Source organism: Nostoc sp. DedQUE02 (assembly GCF_034531035.1).
Taxonomy (GTDB): domain Bacteria; phylum Cyanobacteriota; class Cyanobacteriia; order Cyanobacteriales; family Nostocaceae; genus Nostoc.
Genome location: NZ_JAVRBY020000002.1, coordinates 307,691 through 325,346, shown reverse-complemented (window position 1 = coordinate 325,346; position 17,656 = coordinate 307,691). Strand labels below are relative to the sequence as shown.

At 41.5% G+C, this 17,656-nt stretch carries 18 protein-coding genes; 10 read left to right on the top strand and 8 right to left on the bottom strand.

The genetic code is table 11. The annotated features are described in order from the left end of the window. The first annotated feature begins 99 nt into the window (after positions 1 to 99). A complete protein-coding gene (locus RMX98_RS03840) occupies positions 100 to 2,457 on the top strand; it encodes an amylo-alpha-1,6-glucosidase (RefSeq protein ID WP_322681463.1) in 2,358 nt (785 codons plus the stop codon). Between the two features lie 78 nt (positions 2,458 to 2,535). On the opposite strand, the gene RMX98_RS03835 is transcribed toward RMX98_RS03840, so the two are convergent. Next, positions 2,536 to 3,984, bottom strand: a complete 1,449-nt coding sequence (locus RMX98_RS03835; RefSeq protein ID WP_322681464.1) for a DICT sensory domain-containing protein — start codon at positions 3,982 to 3,984, stop codon at positions 2,536 to 2,538. A gap of 95 nt (positions 3,985 to 4,079) precedes the next feature. On the opposite strand from RMX98_RS03835, the gene RMX98_RS03830 reads away from it, so the two are divergent. Further along, positions 4,080 to 4,229: a hypothetical protein gene (locus RMX98_RS03830; RefSeq protein ID WP_409881056.1), complete on the top strand. Its 150-nt coding sequence runs from the start codon at positions 4,080 to 4,082 to the stop codon at positions 4,227 to 4,229. Positions 4,230 to 4,269: 40 nt separating this feature from the next. Here RMX98_RS03830 and RMX98_RS03825 read toward each other — a convergent pair whose 3' ends face one another. Together RMX98_RS03825 and RMX98_RS03820 are read right to left on the bottom strand one after the other, a co-directional pair. Continuing rightward, on the bottom strand, positions 4,270 to 5,769 hold the full coding sequence (locus tag RMX98_RS03825) for a UDP-N-acetylmuramoyl-L-alanyl-D-glutamate--2,6-diaminopimelate ligase (protein ID WP_322681465.1): 1,500 nt from the start codon (positions 5,767 to 5,769) through the stop codon (positions 4,270 to 4,272). Between the two features lie 53 nt (positions 5,770 to 5,822). Next, the gene (locus RMX98_RS03820; protein ID WP_322681466.1) at positions 5,823 to 6,104 is read right to left on the bottom strand and encodes a glutaredoxin family protein; all 282 of its coding nucleotides are present in this window, start codon (positions 6,102 to 6,104) and stop codon (positions 5,823 to 5,825) included. Between the two features lie 334 nt (positions 6,105 to 6,438). Here RMX98_RS03820 and RMX98_RS03815 point away from each other — a divergent pair, with 334 nt between their 5' ends. The 3 genes from RMX98_RS03815 (at position 6,439) to RMX98_RS03805 (ending at position 8,135) form a co-directional block, all read left to right on the top strand. Continuing rightward, positions 6,439 to 7,143, top strand: coding sequence for a hypothetical protein (locus tag RMX98_RS03815; protein ID WP_322681467.1), 705 nt, complete (start codon positions 6,439 to 6,441; stop codon positions 7,141 to 7,143). A 12-nt stretch (positions 7,144 to 7,155) separates the two neighbouring features. Beyond that, on the top strand, positions 7,156 to 7,509 hold the full coding sequence (locus RMX98_RS03810) for a hypothetical protein (RefSeq protein WP_322681468.1): 354 nt from the start codon (positions 7,156 to 7,158) through the stop codon (positions 7,507 to 7,509). A 269-nt stretch (positions 7,510 to 7,778) separates the two neighbouring features. Then, a complete protein-coding gene (locus RMX98_RS03805; RefSeq protein WP_322681469.1) occupies positions 7,779 to 8,135 on the top strand; it encodes a hypothetical protein in 357 nt (118 codons plus the stop codon). Positions 8,136 to 8,365: 230 nt separating this feature from the next. Here the strand turns inward: RMX98_RS03805 and RMX98_RS03800 are convergent, their stop codons facing one another. Continuing rightward, positions 8,366 to 8,644 (bottom strand): hypothetical protein, encoded by a 279-nt coding sequence (locus RMX98_RS03800; protein WP_322681470.1) that lies wholly within the window; start codon positions 8,642 to 8,644, stop codon positions 8,366 to 8,368. A 168-nt stretch (positions 8,645 to 8,812) separates the two neighbouring features. On the opposite strand from RMX98_RS03800, the gene RMX98_RS03795 reads away from it, so the two are divergent. Both RMX98_RS03795 and RMX98_RS03790 read left to right on the top strand, forming a co-directional pair. Next, entirely contained in the window at positions 8,813 to 9,001 is a 189-nt protein-coding gene (locus RMX98_RS03795; RefSeq protein WP_322681471.1) for a DUF4089 domain-containing protein, read from the top strand. Next, positions 8,998 to 10,371: an AtzE family amidohydrolase gene (locus RMX98_RS03790; protein WP_322681472.1), complete on the top strand. Its 1,374-nt coding sequence runs from the start codon at positions 8,998 to 9,000 to the stop codon at positions 10,369 to 10,371. Before RMX98_RS03795 ends, RMX98_RS03790 begins: the two co-directional genes overlap by 4 nt. Before the next feature lie 207 nt (positions 10,372 to 10,578). Here RMX98_RS03790 and RMX98_RS03785 read toward each other — a convergent pair whose 3' ends face one another. Beyond that, positions 10,579 to 10,914 carry a XisI protein gene (locus RMX98_RS03785; protein ID WP_322681473.1) on the bottom strand — a complete coding sequence of 112 codons (336 nt, stop codon included), beginning with the start codon at positions 10,912 to 10,914 and terminating at the stop codon, positions 10,579 to 10,581. Then, positions 10,902 to 11,255, bottom strand: a complete 354-nt coding sequence (locus RMX98_RS03780) for a XisH family protein (RefSeq protein ID WP_322681500.1) — start codon at positions 11,253 to 11,255, stop codon at positions 10,902 to 10,904. The genes RMX98_RS03785 and RMX98_RS03780 overlap by 13 nt, the downstream gene beginning before the upstream one ends. Before the next feature lie 1,368 nt (positions 11,256 to 12,623). Between RMX98_RS03780 and RMX98_RS03775 the strand changes: the two genes are divergently transcribed. Continuing rightward, positions 12,624 to 13,010: a hypothetical protein gene (locus RMX98_RS03775; RefSeq protein WP_322681474.1), complete on the top strand. Its 387-nt coding sequence runs from the start codon at positions 12,624 to 12,626 to the stop codon at positions 13,008 to 13,010. A gap of 531 nt (positions 13,011 to 13,541) precedes the next feature. On the opposite strand, the gene RMX98_RS03770 is transcribed toward RMX98_RS03775, so the two are convergent. Together RMX98_RS03770 and RMX98_RS03765 are read right to left on the bottom strand one after the other, a co-directional pair. Further along, positions 13,542 to 14,051 carry an N-acetyltransferase gene (locus RMX98_RS03770; protein WP_322681475.1) on the bottom strand — a complete coding sequence of 170 codons (510 nt, stop codon included), beginning with the start codon at positions 14,049 to 14,051 and terminating at the stop codon, positions 13,542 to 13,544. Then, entirely contained in the window at positions 14,048 to 14,557 is a 510-nt protein-coding gene (locus tag RMX98_RS03765) for a GNAT family N-acetyltransferase (RefSeq protein WP_322681476.1), read from the bottom strand. The genes RMX98_RS03770 and RMX98_RS03765 overlap by 4 nt, the downstream gene beginning before the upstream one ends. Positions 14,558 to 14,880: 323 nt before the next feature. Between RMX98_RS03765 and RMX98_RS03760 the strand changes: the two genes are divergently transcribed. Both RMX98_RS03760 and RMX98_RS03755 read left to right on the top strand, forming a co-directional pair. Then, positions 14,881 to 15,774, top strand: coding sequence for an isopenicillin N synthase family dioxygenase (locus tag RMX98_RS03760; protein ID WP_322681477.1), 894 nt, complete (start codon positions 14,881 to 14,883; stop codon positions 15,772 to 15,774). Between the two features lie 239 nt (positions 15,775 to 16,013). Beyond that, the gene (locus RMX98_RS03755; protein ID WP_322681478.1) at positions 16,014 to 17,156 is read left to right on the top strand and encodes an FAD-binding oxidoreductase; all 1,143 of its coding nucleotides are present in this window, start codon (positions 16,014 to 16,016) and stop codon (positions 17,154 to 17,156) included. Positions 17,157 to 17,656: the final 500 nt, after the last annotated feature.

Sequence of the window (17,656 nt, the reverse complement as noted above, 5' to 3'; positions counted from 1 at the left end):
TTGGAATTTGGGTCAAGTAAAATTCACCCATCCACGCTCTCACAGTTTAATTACGATCTGTTACGACTATATCATACTCATAACGATTTTGAGTAGCAAATGCCTGATTTAGATACAAGAGAATGGTTGCTTACCAATGGCTTGGGAAGTTTTGCCAGTGGTACAGTTTCTGATGTCCGTACACGCACTTATCATGGTTGGCTATTTGCCGCGACCAACCCACCTTCTGGGCGGACTCTGCTGTTTTCGCACCTAGAAGCTAGTTTGGAAGTATTAGGAAGCGTTGTCGCACTGGGGACAAATTTTTGGGGTAAAGGTCAGATTGAGCGGACAGGCTACGAACTGCTACGCCATTTTGATATTAACCCAGTTCCAAAATGGACTTGGGGTCAAGATACCTGGCAGTTAACTAGACAATTAGTTATGCCCTATGGGTTGGTGGGTACTGGGGACTGGGGGCTGGGGATAAGGGAGCAAGGAGCTCTTAGCAGGGAGCTCTTAGCAGGGAGAAAAGGAGAGGAGTTTTCCCCTCTGCCCCCTGCCCCCTGCCCTATGCCCCATGCCCAATGCCCAATACCCAATACCCCTGCCCAATTTTGTCATCGGATTTTAATTCAGTATCGCTACGAGGGAAGCCATGCAGCGATTTTACGGTTGCGACTATTGATCGCAGAACGTGACTTTCATCACCAGCAGACTGCTAGTCAAGAATTAAAGTTTTCACAATTACTAGGGCAACAGCAAGTCTGTCTACAAGCAATCAATTCTGGGTATTTCGGTATACCTTGGCACTTGCGCTGGACACAAGGAAATTATCAACCAGATGCTGTTTGGTATTGGCATTATGGATTGTCTGAAGAGACGAAACGAGGATTAGGCGACAAGGAAGACCTCTACAGCCCTGGTTACTTGATAGTCAGACTGCAACCAGGAGATACAGTGACTTTAGAAGCGCGAGTAGGTTTTCCTGACTCGGCATCAGGTATTCTTACCCCCAAAAGCTTTGCAGAAGCCGTGGAAGCAGAGCAAGAAAGGCTCTCAAAGATTTTTGGATGGAGTCAAGGACAGGCTGGGGAGACTTCTCTTCGAGACGCTCCGCGAACGACAAGCTCAGTACATCGCTGGGAACACTTCGACAAGCTCAGTGCATCGCTGGGGACTGGGGAAGAAGCAAGGGAGCTCTTAGCAGGGAGCAAGGAAGAAGAGGTTTTCCCTCTGCCGCCTGCACCCCTCCCCTCTGCCTCTTTTCAATCCCCAATCCCCATTACCCCTTATCCCCAGAGGGGGCCCCACCTTCCCCAATCCCTAATTTGGCAAAAACTACTCAAAGCAAGCGATCAGTTTATCGTTTATAGAGCTTCAATTGCAGGCCCCACGATTATTGCTGGTTATCACTGGTTTAATGACTGGGGACGCGATACATTAATCGCCTTACCGGGATTGGCACTTGTTCCCCAGCGCTTTGACCTGGCTAAAGGAGTATTGCGAACTTTTGGGCATTATTGTCGCCACGGTTTGATTCCTAATGCATTTCCTGATGTCAATGGCGAACCAATTTATAACAGTATTGATGCGGCGTTGTGGTGGATTGAAACTTTAGGACTTTATTTAGAAGCTACTCAAGACTGGGATTTTTTGGCAGAGCAGTTTCCGATAGTACAGCAAATTTACAAAGCATTTGTCGGTGGTACACATTTTAATATCCAAGTCGATGCTACTGATGGGCTAGTTAGTTGGGATACTCGTGGTGTCGCCCTAACTTGGATGGATGTGATAATTGGGTCACTTGCCGTTACTCCCCGTCACGGGAAGCCGGTGGAAATCAATGCGCTGTGGTATTCTACTTTGTGTTGGCTAAGTCAGTGGGCAGAGCGCTTGAGCCAGCTTGAGTATGGCTCGCCAGTACGTCTTAGTAAACAAGCACAGCGTTATGCTCAACAAGCACAACTTGTAAAAACCTCGCTACAAAAGTTCTGGAATCCTCAGCTAGGTTATCTGTACGATACTATTGAACCGGACGATCGCCGGAATTCTCAAATTCGTCCCAATGCAATTTTGGCGCTGTCGCTGCACCATTGCGGTTTTTCTGAACAGCAAGGGTGTCAGATATTAGATTTGGCAACTACTAGCTTGCTCACCCCCTATGGTCTTCGCAGTCTCGATCCAGGCGATCCCGAATATAAAGGAAAATACGAAGGCAACCAAGAGCAACGCGATCGCGCTTATCACCAAGGCACTGTTTGGGCTTGGCTAATTGGGCCATATATTCGGGCTTGGCAACGTTTTTATCCCGAACAATCGCTACCTTTTGATTGGCAACCTCTACTAGATCACTTCCAATTTGACGCTTGTTTTGGTTCGATTTCTGAGATTTTTGATGGTGATTCACCTCACACACCCAGAGGAGCGATCGCTCAAGCTTGGTCAGTTGCCGAAGTAATTCGCCACATTAAATAAGTAGAATGGCTAAATGATAAGACAGGGGGGCAGGGGAGCAGGGGAGGCAGGGTTTGGGGCTTGTTTAGTTTTTTTCACTCATAACTCATTTTCTGTAGCGATCGCTTTTGGGTTAGTGCCAACACTTGCCAGTTGCACTGTAAAGGTAGAACCTTCAGATAATTTACTTTTTACAGAAATAGATCCGCCACAGCGCAGTAGCAATTGCTGTACTATTGTTAACCCTAACCCAGCACCACCATAATCTTCAGTTGCTGCTGTACGCACACGATAAAACCGATCAAAGATTTTGGAAATCTCGCTTTCGGCAATACCGATACCTGTATCGCGGAATTCTAATTGCACATAATCGCCTTGAATACGGGCACGCACCCATACTTGACCACCATCAGGAGTAAATTTAATGCTGTTGTGCAGCAAATTAATTACAATTTGCCTCAGACCACCATTCACGCACCAAACAGATGGGAGTTCTGTGGGTACGGTGTAGGCTAGCATAATCCCTTTTTCTTGGGCTACAGGTTGGTAGGTACTAACTACTCCAGGTACAATCTCTGAGAGACGCACCGACTCTAAAGTAGTCTCCTCCAAATTGCGTTCTAGCTGCACCAGTTCCAACAAACCAGTAATCAGGGAGTTTTGCTGGGCGCACTGGGTATTTAACATCTGTAAATAACGTTGTCGCTGGGGGGGTTTGAGATTAGGAGAATTCAATAACGAAAGTGCTGTCTTCATGTGGGTTAGCGGTATACGCAATTCCTGGCATACATTCTTCAGGTATTCATCTTTGAGTTGCTCTTTGTTGTGCAGTTCTTGATTTTGCTGCTGCAATTTAGTACTGCGTACTTTAATGATTTGACGATTAATTTCATCTTGTCGCAGGAGTTGTTTTGCAAACAGTTGATTCATGAGTATGCCTTGGGGCACAGTCGGGCAAATAAAATCAGCAGATATTGGGGATGATTCTGGCGTAATTGCTTGTTTGATTCCATTTAATACTTGCTGAATTACTCTCCCTTCAACAGTATTTATAATCAACAACGGCTGGTTTTTATTTGTATTTACCTTCCCTAATGTTTGATTTTTGCGCTTTTTAAGTGGTCGATGAGCCAAAATTAAACTGCAAAACTGGGGCGATAACACCATCAGAAAATTTTCCCGTCGCAATTGGCTATCTGGTGGTAGGTGAACGGGGACATAATGCAAAGATGAGGGAGATGAAGGAGATGAAGAGGCATTTACTTTTCCCTCTCCTTCATCTCTCTCGCTCTCTTCAATCTGGCAACTATAAATGAGACTAGACGCACCTACCGAGGATTGATAACGCCCTAATTCTGATTGCCAAATTTTTTCTGGTGGTAGCTTTACCCATAAAGTAGCTGCAATTTGCTCCTCAATTAGTAAGTCAATTTGCGCTCTCACTAGTGATAGCAGAGTAGCAGGACTGAGGGACAATGGCTTGGGAGGCGCTTGCACTCCCATTACCAGTTGATAAACAGACAGATCCTTAGCTAGAGAAACATTCATGAGTCACGCACAAAAAGGATGAAGCAAGAAATAATTCTGTCTTCGATTTTCACCTTTATATGTGCATTTTTTACAAAATCCCCACGGAAATAAACATGAATTATAAAAAACTGGGGAATGGGGAATGGGGAATGGGGAATGGGGAATGGGGAAGAGTTACCAATGCCCAATGCCCCATGTCCACTTCCCCTGAGCGGACTTGTGCCGAGGTAAGCCGTACCACTTCCCTACGGGACGCTACGTGAACGTGGAAAGCATCTCGCAGAGAAGGGATGCCGAAATAAATTAACGTTCTATTTTGAATCTTTCGTGTAAAGCGTCGCGTGCGTGTTCTCGGTCGTCGAAATGGATTTTTTCAGTGCCGAGAATTTGGTAGTCTTCGTGACCTTTACCAGCTAGCAAGACTCCATCACCGGGTTGTGCTTGTAAAATAGCGGTACGAATTGCGATCGCCCGATCGCAAATTACTGTTGGCTGCACTGTATCAGCTATTCCCGCTAAAATATCTTGCAAAATCCTTTCTGGGTCTTCAGTTCGGGGATTATCTGATGTCACCACTGCCACATCAGCTAACTCAGCAGCGATTTTACCCATTTTTGGGCGCTTGGTGCGATCGCGATCGCCTCCACAACCAAATACACAAATCACTTTGCCAGGTATAAACGGACGTGCGGCTTTCAGCAAATTTTCTAAGCTATCGGGTGTGTGTGCATAATCTACAATCACGCTAATATCTTGGTCGGCATTAATTTGTACCCGTTCCATTCGTCCGGGAACTCCGGGGAACTCAGGTATCACAGATGCCACTAACTGCAAATCTAACCCTAAGTGTAAAACTGCTCCGACGGCTGCAAGAAGATTTTCTAAATTATATTGTCCGACAAGGGGCGATCGAAAAGCTACGTCACCTTTTGGTGTATGTAATGTCCCACTAACACCATTTGGCTGGTAACTTAAATCGCTCATCCATAAATCGGCACTGTTGTCGTTGACACTGTAACTCCAAACCCGCTCAGAATCTAACGAGGCAATTAACCGCTTTCCGTAGGAATCATCAGCATTAATTATTGCCCGTCCCTTGAGATAATTAGGGCTAAATAACAACGCTTTGGCAGCAAAGTAGTCTTCCATGTCGCTGTGATAGTCGAGATGGTCTTGGGTAAGATTACTAAATACCGCCACCTCAAATTCACAACCCAACACTCTACCTTGGGCCAAAGCGTGAGAACTTACTTCCATCACCCCAAACTCGCTACCAGCCTTTACAGCCTCCGCTAGCTGTTGTTGTAGTTCTACTGCAAAGGGCGTAGTGTGGGCAGCCGTTTGCTCAAAACCTGCCCAACGAGTGTAGAGAGTTCCCATCAAAGCTGTAGCTAAATTAGCTTTGATGAGCAGAAATTCTATGAGATGAGTAGTTGTAGTTTTACCATTTGTACCAGTTACGCCTACTAGCTTGAGTTTTCGCCCCGGATAACCGTAAAAAGCACTGGCTATCTGGGCACAAGCTTGAGTTATGTTACTTGCACTAATGACCACAGCCTGATTTGTGGGAGGATTTTTTTGGGCAGCTTCGGGAGAAACGATCGCAGCTACAGCCCCCGATGCGATCGCACTTTGCCAAAATTCTCCACCATCGACTCGCGTACCAGGCATCCCAATAAACAAATCTCCCACACGACAAGCATGGGAATTCGTCTTCAAACCCTTAACTTCCACATCCTCCATCGGAAGGTTTGGCAATTGCTCAACACTGTCTACCGCCGTTAGTAATTCCCGCAATTTCATGTTGTGAACCTCGTCACATTCTTAATCTTGCGCTTATTCTGCATTATTTTTTTCTAATTGGCTAAATACTTACGCAACATTTGCTCTAACTGCTGCACACTAGCACGAGGAGAAGGGCGTGGCAATAATTTCTCACTCCCCTCTGCGTCTTCTGCGCGAAGGCGGTTCGATAAAAAAAGTACCGGCACTTCATACTGATATGCACCGAACCAATCTTCACGAGTCGTAATATCCCTAACTTCTAACTCAAAACTGATATTTTCGATTTGTTCTAGCTTTTCTTGCAAGCCTTCACATAAATGACAGCCGGGTTTACTGTATAAAATTAATCGCATTTGTTAATTAATTACCATGAACACTATTCTACATATAGGAATCCGATTTGATTTATGAAAAAATCTAAGTGTGTGTAGAGTGTGTTATCGCCGAGAGTACGGTATCAAAGCCTTTGCATGGTGCGTTAGTCAGAGGCATAACGCACCCTACGTATATTTCAAAAATCAAATATGAGTCATATATCACCAAAAGCGAACAATGGGAACAAGCAAAAATTCTCGGCTCAAGCTTGTGCAATTACGGTATGGTTATCAAAACCGAATCCTTACGAGTGGCGCTCAACTAGCATAGCTGTCACCAGGGCAAATCGATTATTTAGGTAGTAAATTTAGCGTGCAAAAATCTCCAGATGAAATCAGGTCTAACTTAGTAAGATTAATTCAAGATTCTCAAGATACTTATCCAAATTTGGCATCAAGGCTAAGGGAAATGAGTAGATGGATTGCTGATAAAAAATCTGGACAACTGGTATCTAAAAAACACGTAATGCTTCTTTTGGAAGAGTTGATAGAAGATGCAACATTTTGGTTAGAACTACAATTAATACCCAAAGAGGACAAGGATGCTGAACTGTCCTCACTGACACCAATAGAGATGTATTGGTACGAATATTTATTCCCCCTTTGGATTAATGAGAGAGATCCAAAAAAAGAAACTTGGAAAAAAGAATTAATGGCTGGTAAATTCCAAGGAAATGATACTTCTTTAGTTGAGAAAATATGCCAATTAATAGAATTTTTTGGAGGTGATACATTTCATTCTTATATTGCGGATCTATCAATGGCAACAGATTTATTTGCTTCTGGACTAACCAATTTACCTCTTTCTGTTCAAATAACTACTATTCAAGGTACACTTTCTCAACCAAAGCAGCAAAAATGGTTAGATACTTTACAATATTGGGGAATTGATCGGGGTTTGTTTGTAAGTTATAACCCAACAGTCCATCAAATTGAGTCAAGAATTGGACAAGAAGTATTCCAGTGTAGTGACCAAATCCCGAAAAACTGTTATTCTAAAATTGATATAGACAGATAAGGAGTTAAAGCCATGATGTCCTATCAAGTTGAAATTCCCAAAGAACAGAAAGTTACTAGAGCAAGAGTTGCTCTAGAGAGCGCCAGAGAGTTAAGACGCTCTAAAAGGCTTATGGGAGTTGATGCCATATACCAATTTGTTAAGGACGTTGATGGAGAGTGGCTAGAAAATTGGACGGATATATTGGATGCTGAGATAAAGGCAGAAAGGGTCAAAATAAGTTCTGTCAAAATAGAACTCCTTGTTTTTGAGTTTATGCTGTATGTCGCAATGTTATACGCTTTTTCTGTTTTGGTGCTAAACCAAATGGATTCGGTAAATTTTGCAAAAGCAAAGAACAAGGACTCAATTACATCGCTATGTTAGTCCAACAGACAAATTTTAAATTAAATAAATAATAAGAGATAAAAAGCTTTAAGGTATCTTAAAGCTTTTTGTTTTATATAGGTTTTTCTGAAATATTTAAGCTAAAAGGTGGAAGAAAATATAACAACATTTAGGTTCAGTAATTCAAGGACAGTTACTTTTACTATGAGTGAGTTACGGTTGCCATACAAGAACTTCATATAATATCCCTAAAGTTCCTGATGACTAAGCGCTAACGCCTAAGAGATGATGAATTTTTTAGGTGTGTTATGAAAAGTTTGCTATTAGGTCTAGTCTTGGCTATGTCTACTGTGTTACCTGCTGCGGCCGAGAATTGGGTTGATTTAAATGAAGGGGGTAGTCGTGTTGTAGGGTTAGATACTGACTCTATTCTTACTGATAATAATGGCAATTATAATTTCTGGATGATGCACAAAGATGGGCAAGTTATCCGCCAAGCTAATGCTGTTATTAGTTGTGGGGAAAGAACTATTACATTGCTTAACAAAAGAAGTTTTAATCTAAGTGGTGAACTTATTGAAGCTTCCCCATACCAAAATCCAATACCTACAAATATTGTGATAGATAGTAATGGAGCTACATATTATCGCTATTTTTGTAACTAGGAAAGGCAGGGGCTAACTGATAGTCCCTAAACCAAGGTAACATTTCCTGAACTAACCTATTCTGATTCTCGCCTTTCTTGCGACAGGATAAACCTTGAAATTAATTTAGGAAAAACGTTTCTCCTAAACCTAAATCAAACATTAGATACAGTGCATCGCTTTATAAGGTTTAATTTCAGGAATTTGCTTTTCTTTTTCAGTGGGTATTAGGCATTGAGAAACAGAATAAATTATTGAGGAGGATAGCCATAAATATCACCTACATAACAGTTCGGTTCCCTGCCACCGGAGTTACTATAAGATGAACGATTTCCGCATATACTGTGATCTTCAGCTATATCATAAGGACATTCGCAACGATTAGAATATTCTCTTCCTCGTATAGCATTGTAAGGACTGTAATTTATTGGTACTTTAGTTCTGCCACAACTTCTTAATAAATTTTGACCACACAACATAACAATAAAAATTAATACTGAAATTTTCCAATCAATGCCATCAGCTTTCATAGTATTTAGGTAATTTAGTTGTTGGTTACAAAGGATATCTCAAACCATATAAGTCATACTTTTTACTAGTTTTTTAAATAGCAATAATTAAAAATTCTACTATCAGTTACCTGCTTGTTCAAGTGCATCAGAGAATATACTGAATGCAGAGGGAGCGGAGGAGGAGAGATGAGAACACAAGAGTTTGATGTCGGTGAGTATGTTGACCAAATGGGGTTGTTGTTGGATTTGGAAATCAGAGATGAGTATCGTGATGGTGTGGTGGCAAATTTTGAGAGAATTAGAGCGATCGCTAATCTTGTAAATGATTTCCCTTTACCAGAAGATATTGAAGTTGCACCAGTTTTTGAACCATGAATGATGCTGTATCAATAGCTGCTGCTGTGCGTGAAGGCAAGGTTAGCGCCGTGGATGTCACCAAGGCTGCTTTAGCACGAATCGCAACGCAAAATCATCTATTCAACTGTTTTACGACTATAACTGCTGAGACAGCTTTAACAGATGCAGCACTCATTGACAAAGAGATTGCCCAAGGTAATAATCCTGGAAACCTTGCTGGTGTTCCTTTTGCGGTGAAAAATCTCTTTGATATCGCTGGTTTAACAACTCTGGCGGGGTCAAAAATCAATGCAGAAAATCCCGCCGCAAGCCTTGATGCAACCGCAGTGGCGAAGCTGAAACAAGCGGGTGCTGTGTTGATTGGCGCTTTGAATATGGATGAGTACGCTTATGGATTTGTAACGGAAAATTTTCATTATGGTGCTACTCACAACCCCCATGATTTACAGCGAGTTGCTGGTGGTTCATCGGGTGGTTCGGCTGCTGCTGTTGCTGCTGGGTTAGTACCGCTAACGCTGGGTTCTGATACTAATGGTTCAATTCGCGTTCCGGCGGCGTTATGTGGCGTTTTTGGTTTCAAGCCGACTTACGGAAGGTTATCTCGTGCTGGGGTAGCTTTATTTTCTAGCAGTTTTGACCACATTGGCCCTTTTGCGCGTTCGGTTCAAGATATCGCTACGGTGTTTGATCTGCTTCAAGGAGAAGACGATCGCGATCCCATTTGTACAAAGCGTCTGCCTGAATTATGTTTACCACAACTCAAACAAGATATTTCTAATATCAGAATTGCCATTGCAGCTGATTACTTTGTCAAAGGTGCAGAACCGGAAGCTTTAGCAGCAGTGCAAAAAGTAGCTGATGCAATAGAAGTCAGTGAATATGTAACTATACCAGAAACACACCGCGCGCGTGCAGCAGCTTTTGTAATTACAGCTAGCGAGGGTGCAAATCTGCATTGGGAAAAGTTGCGATATCGTCCTGAAGATTTCGATCCAGCCACACGCGATCGCTTTTTGGCTGGCGCGTTAATTCCTAGTAGTTGGTATCTGCAAGCACAACGGTTTAGAAGCTGGTATCGCGATCGCATTCGAGAAGTCTTTCAAAATGTCGATGTAATTCTGGCCCCAACTACACCAATATCTGCGCCGCTAATTGGTCAACAAACTATGATTTTAGATGGCGACGAAATTCTTGTCCGTCCTCATTTGGGGTTATTTACTCAACCATTATCTTTTATTGGTTTACCTGTTTTATCAGTGCCAGTTCAACGCCCAAATGCTTTACCTCTCGGCGTGCAATTAATAGCAGCACCATATAATGAAGCTTTAATTTTACGGGTTGCAGCTGCTTTAGAGGTAAAGGGTGTAGTTGCAGCGCCAATAGTTTAGCAAGAATTCAGAATCCAGGATTAAATCAATACACTTGAGTTCGCGTCAAAAATCTTAAGTTGTGTAGGTTGGGTTGAGGAACGAAACCCAACATTTTTGGGGCTTTGTTGGGTTAAGCAAAGCGCAACCCAACAAAGCTAGGACTTACGCAAAAATGGATATTCATCCTAAATTCTTTCCAATAAGTCTATAAAATCCATGTTGAACTTAATCAACTGCAAAACCTGTATATTGCCTCACCAAAGGTTCATGAAATGCTAACACAATATCTTCTTTAGGAACTCCCAAATCTACTAACTCATTAGCAATGCCAATCTCAGTTCCATCATGCTGTATCCAAATCTTGTCATTTTTGATATCGATATGCAAAACACAGCCATGCTGCCGCCGTCTATTTTTCCAGCCAACATACATTAATTGATAGTGGTTGCGAACTGTATCAAAAATTAATTGTTGTTCTATTTCATCTTTTGATGAACCTAAATTAGCATATTCTGTTATGGCTTGTTGAATATAGTTTTGATATTGCTCTAGTTTTTCCATTCTACAATTACCTCCTGAATCGGATCGTAAATTATTAATTTTAGTTGAGAACGCTGAATAACTATTTTAATAAACTGCAACTTAAAGAAAGCGTTATATATTCCTAAAGGCACAGCCAAATATAAAACTCTTTCAGGTTCTTGCTCTTCTAAGGCGACACGATAATTAAAAAACTGTCCAATTGCTGTATGGAATTCAGAAATATTTGATGCACCAATAAAACTTTTAATTTCAACTGCTATTTTTTCTCCGGATTTTTCGGCTGCCAAAATTTCTTCTGCGCCTAAATCAATATACATTTCAACATCACCAAATTCAATCTTCAAAGGGTCATTAGTAATTAATCAACCCTGCTTTTCTAATCCTTTCCTAACGGCATAATGAAAAATATCTTTAGCAGGCATTCACTTCAAAATTAGTTTTTTCTATCCATCATTATAGCAATACTGCACTATACTAGACCTTACTAACATCCCCGGAATATCTGAACTTTGGACGCGCACAAAAGGCGATATCCGCATTACAATTGTGATTTGAGACGGTCTTGCCAATTTAGAACGTGCTTGTTTTGTTGGGGCAAATTTTACGCAATTCCAGCCTTACTGGACACAAGATATTGAACTGAATGATGAATATTTTTATTATCTGAAATTAGCTACAGAATTTAACCAACAACAAAAAGCAAAAAAAGAAGAATTTACCAAGGGGGAATAAATGTCCGATTCTCCCCCAAGGCATCGGAGGAGTTATACCGTTTCGCCTTAAGGTTGATATAGATTTTTGCAGGGGAAGCAGGAAAAGTGATTTGTATCAAGAATTTCGTGAAATGCTATTAGAGGGAGTCAGAAGCAATACTGCTCGGTTAAGGGGGAAAGGGGAAGGTGGGAACCCGCTTCTCTTCTCTCTCTGCTCAAGAACTGCTCGCCTTAACAGATAACTTTGTTAGCTGAACTGCATTGGAAGTTGACTAAAAATCTTTGTCGGTGCGCTAGCTCGACAAAATTTGCAAACACGACAAGATAGCAAAGCTTCCTGCGCTGTATCCGTCTACCAGTTTTTAGAGAATCAGTTACAAAAATTTATCTTTTAATAAGTTAACTACAAGCTAGAGTTAATACAACTTAAGCTGTACTTATATATGTAGACAATTTAGTTACAAATGTTTGTTATTATATAAGTAAAACTAAACTTGTATGTCATAAATTTCTTCGTTAATTATAAATAGTACTTAAATAATAAGTAAACTAGGAGTTTTAGTGACTCCAGCTTCTTCTGAACTCACTAATGAACAAGTTTTAGTGACTCCAGCTTCTTCTTACAAAAGAAAATAGGGGGCGTTGCTGAATTAAAGTATGAATTTGGATGTAGAGACGTAGCACTGTTACGTCTCTACAAGGATTTTGGTATTATGCAAAATCCTACATCATACATGGAATCAGCAACGCCAAATAGGCGGCTAGAAACCCCATCTACACAAACAAAAGCTGTTTAGCCTGCAACAACACCAGGGGCGAGCAGGTTTCAAAACCTTAATTTTCAGTTAGTCCGCAGGCGATCGCATCCTTTAAAAGTATAAAAACGTATAAGTAATTTTAAAATAACAAATAATTTTTATCATATCCGGTGAATTAATTTGTGGATTTTGCTGAACCAAAATGTAATTGCAATAGAAGATAGTAAATTTATAAACCTTACAAGGAAGTAAATTTATGCCTCAGAGAAAACGCACATCCCGCGTTCTAGAAAATGCTGAGTTGAGATTCACTGGACTCAAAACAATAAATCCTAATTTGGATCTTGGGGATGCTTACAACTTAACAAATCTGACACAATTAATTGAACAGGTACGCACCAAGTTAGAAAGTCATAATACCAATCTCAGCATGGTTGACTCTTCCAAATTAGAACTTGAAGAGCTAGAAAAAACTTTGGGCGCTTTCTCTGAGAAAATGCTCACAGGAATTGCTTTTAAATACGGCAAAGACAGCCGCGAATATGAGATGGCTGGTGGAATTCGTAGAAGTGAGAGTCTCCGTAAAAGCAGAGCGACTCGCCTAAGAACTGTTGCCAAAAAAGCATCAAATCAGGGCGTTTAATTAATTGGTAGTTCCTAGTTAATACCAATCCTCTGTAAAGCCCTAATATCATGTCCACCAAATTACCCATAATAAAAGAACCCCACCCCGCCAAAGCTGTGCTTTGTCTCCCTGCCCCTAATCCCCAGAGGGGGCCCCGAGTTCCCCGCGTGCGGGGAGGGGTTGGGGGTGGAGTTCTTCGGATTTAATAAGTAATCAAGCGGACATAATATAACCCCCTTCCCGCATTGAGAAGGGGTAAATTCAAAGTCTCTCCTTTTAGACTACGGTGTACACACATCTCTAAAAATCCTACCCACTCAATATTTCTGTTCAAGTGAAAGTCCGACACTGAGCAAATATCCCGCCCAGAACTAAAGTTCCGGGCTGATAAGCCAAAGTCCTCTAAAAGAGGACTAAACTAAATTTCTTGTTTAGTCCTCTTTTAGAGGACTTTGGTTATGAGACTCGGAATTTATTCCGAGGCTGGATAGATACACTGCACCAACATTTGTGTTTACACCGTAGCCTTTTAGGAGAGAGATTTAGAAATTAGACTTCATCAAAAGCAGGTGGATAAAGAACTTTTCCTTTGTAATTTTCTTGATAACTTTGCAGTGGTTTAACCATGAAGAATTGCTCTGGTACTGGAAAAGGAGACTCGATTCCATAAACAACAGAACTTTTAAAGCCAAAGCGAGTATAAAATTCGGGATGACCTAGTACAATTACTATGGCTTCTTTCTTAGTCTCTGCTATCTCTAACCCTGCTTTGATTAATGCACTACCAATTCCTCGTCTTTGAAACTGTGGAAGAACTGCCAAAGGCGCTAAACTAAGCACCTGTAATCTTTCTTCACCCACTAGGTCAATATAGCTAAATAAAATATGACCTACTACAACATTTTCAACCTCTGCAACTAGAGAAAGTTCTGAAATATAGCGGTCAGAACCGCGAATTTTCTCTACAAGTTTAGCCTCGTTCTCCTGCCCAAAGGCTAACATATTCACCTCAGCTATTACTGTGTAGTCTGCCAGAGTTTCACAACGAATATTGATCATTTTAAAACTAATTCCATAAAAACCCAGTTGGCTCGATGTTCTAGAGGAATCTCTATTTTTTCCAAGTACGGCTCGATATCTCGAAAGCCAAATACCCGATAAAGTGTCTGTGCTTCCTTGGCATGAGGGGCGCTGTCTAAACGGATCATTGAGTAACCAATATAGACAGCTTCATTGATGATAGCTTCTAATAAAGACCGACCAATTCCTTTTCTGCGAAATTCTGGTTTGACATACATTCTTTTAATTTCGCAAATATCTTCATCAATCTTTCGCAAGCAAGCACAGCCAGCTATTTTTGCCTCGTATTGTCCCAGAAGTAAGCGTCCTGAAGGCGGGAAAAATTCGTGAATTTGAGCCATATATTCCTCAAAGAATGTATTAACATCTAAATTGATGCCGAATTGTTCGCTGGCTATCAACTTAGTCTCGTTAAAATATTCCCAAAACACATCCTGTACATGAGATTTATGTTCGTCAGTCTCTATCTGAATAATTTTAAGCAAAGTTTTTGCCTCCGATAAATAAACGTGAATTCGACAAGTTTTATTTGACCTCTCCCCCAACCCCTCTCCGACACGGAGAGGGGAGCAAAAATCTTGATTTATCGTTGCTTCTCCCTTTCCGTTTTCCAGAGGCAGGTTGGGAGGGAGAGGTTCGTCGAACTCACATTAAATAATTGGTGTTGCTGAATGGAGGTATGAATTTGGATGTAGAGACGTAGCACTGCTACGTCTCTACAAGGATTTTGAAATAACGCAAAATTATTTTTCATACCGCAATCAGCAACGCTAAATAATTAAACAAAATAAAAAATCTCCAAATATCAATGGTCATCATTCCAGTAATTGATTTAACTGCTTTCATCAATGGCAACGCAGCAACTCGGCAAGCTGTTGTCAAACAAATTTATCAAGCTTGTCATGAAATTGGTTTCATATACTTGCAAAATTCGGGAATATCAAAAGACCTAATCAAAGAAGTATTCACTCACAGCAAATCTTTCTTCAATTTACCTTTAGAAGTTAAGCAAAAGCAAGCTTGGAGTGATGAGTTTAGTAATACGGGTTACGTTGGAATGGAGAGAGAACATCTTGATCCCAATAAACCAGGCGACTTGAAAGAGGCGCTTAATCTAAACAAACAAACGGCTGTAGGGATAGATGTTTCTATTGTCGCCTTTTATGATAGTTGCACAGAACTTGCCAACACGATATTACAAGCTTATGCATCGGCGTTGGAATTGCCAAAAGATTTTTTTACTATCAGACATAATCAACAAAATCATACCTTGCGATCGCTCCACTATCCTCCATTGCAAATACCACCGAAACCCGGACAAGTGCGTGCTGGCGAACATTCCGATTATGGCAGTATTACCTTACTTTTCCAAGATGACGTTGGAGGGTTGGAAGTACAGACAGCATCAGGAGAATGGATTGCTGCGCCTGCAATTCCTGATACTGTAATAGTCAATACTGGCGATTTAATGGAACGTTGGACAAATCATGTATTTTGCTCAACCAAGCATCGAGTGATGATTCCCTGTGATAACAGGGTGAACCAGTCCCGGTATTCTATCGCTTTTTTCTGTCATCCTAATGATGATACAGAAATTGCTTGTCTGGAAAGTTGCCAGAAAGAACAATCGCCTATTTATCCCCCTATCCTTGCGGGAGAATATCTTTTACAACGTTTACAAGCAACTTATGATAATTCGTAATTCGTAATACAACTCTTGGAGAGGCTGCACTTCTCTACAAGACGCTCCGCGTAGCTTGCTTCCCCGGAGGGGTACGACTACGCGGAAATCGAGCGAAGTCGAGATTCAGTGACCACGCCAACGGCTACGCGGTTCCTGAGCGACTTGTGCCGAGCGTTCGCGTAGCGTCTCGTAGAGAAGTCGAGGTAAGTCGAAGGGCAGTACAAGTTCGTAATTCGTAATTAAGAAAGATATTTAATATGAAAACCTACGATTGGATTGTGGTTGGCGGGGGAATTACGGGTGCTGCACTCGCTTATGAATTGGCTAAAACTGGTTTTTCTGTACTTTTGTTGGAGCAACACAGCACACCAAAGAATGCAACTCGTTATAGTTATGGTGGGCTTTCCTATTGGTCAGGTAATACGCCACTAACTCGGCTATTGTGCGAAGAAGCGATCGCACGTTACCGTATCTTATCTCAAGAGTTAGACGCTGATATCCAATTTCGAGAATTAGATTTATTACTTACTATTTCTGCCCATAACGACCCAGAAGCAACTGCTGCATCATATAATCATTTTGCCATTCCACCTCGTTTACTCGGTGTTCAAGAAGCTTGTGAGTTAGAACCATTGCTAAATCGAGAGGCGATATCTGGGGCTTTAACTGTCAAACATGGTCATATTCACCCAGAAAAAACAGCACAAGCTTACATTCAAGCTTTTGAGCGGGCTGGCGGCGAAATGCACATTACCCAAGTATTGCAAGTATTGCAATATGGTGTCAAAACAACTACTGCAACTTTCCACAGCGCTAAAGTTGTCATTTGTGCGGGTGGACTCAGCCGCCAACTTCTAAAATCTGCTGGTATTCCCATCAAGTTGTATTTTACCCACGCAGAAATTATTGAAACCCCAGCCGTTGATGTCAAGTTACGCACCTTAGTTATGCCAGCTAATGTGCAACGCTTTCAATTAGAAGCCAAATCTACTCAAGTTGATGAATTATGGGATGAACTTGGTAATGAGCCAGTACCGCCAATTTTAGATGCGGGTGCAATTCAGTTTCAAGATGGTAGCTTCCGCATCGGTCAAATTAGCCGCGTTCTCACAGATCCTCATGCCAAGGTAAACTCAGAGGCGAGTGAAAAATGGTTGCGAACCAGTGTTGGTCAAATTTTGCCAGCATTGGAAAATTTACCAGGGACTTGGCATCATTGCTTAGTAGCATTTAGTAGCAATAAACTGCCATTAATTGGTGCTATCCCAGGATTTGACGGTATTCATGTTTTTTCTGGGTTTAGCAATCCCCTAATACTTGCACCATCCTTAGCAGAGCATTTTGCTAAATTTGCAACTGGCAAAGAAGATGAAATTATGACAACAATTCTACACAACTAGCTCTTGATATCATGTGCGGATAAATAGTTATGATTTCCACAGTTATTGCACCCCTCCCTGCTCTTTGGGAGGCAGGGTGGTTTCATACAAGCAGAGAAAACCAAAAACTGGGTTTCAAAGCCTCTCCCCCCGTGGGGGAAAGGAATGAAAGTGAGGGAAAAAGCCTGGACACAAAACGAGAAATCAAGACTTATGTATTTTTCTTTTTTCGTATGAAACCACCCTGCTCCCCGCTCTTCGGAACTACGGTGTATACACAAGTGTTGGTGCAGTGTATCCGCCTCGGAATAAATTCCAAGTCTCATAACGGAAAGTCCTCTAAAAGAGGACTAAACTAAATTTCTTGTTTAGTCCTCTTTTAGAGGACTTTGGCTTATCAGCCCGGAACTAAAGTTCCGGGCGGGATATTTGCTCAGTGTGAGACTTTCACTTGAACAGAAATATTGGGTGGGTAGGATTTTTAGAGATGTGTGTACACCGTAGGCTCTTCGGAAGGGGAG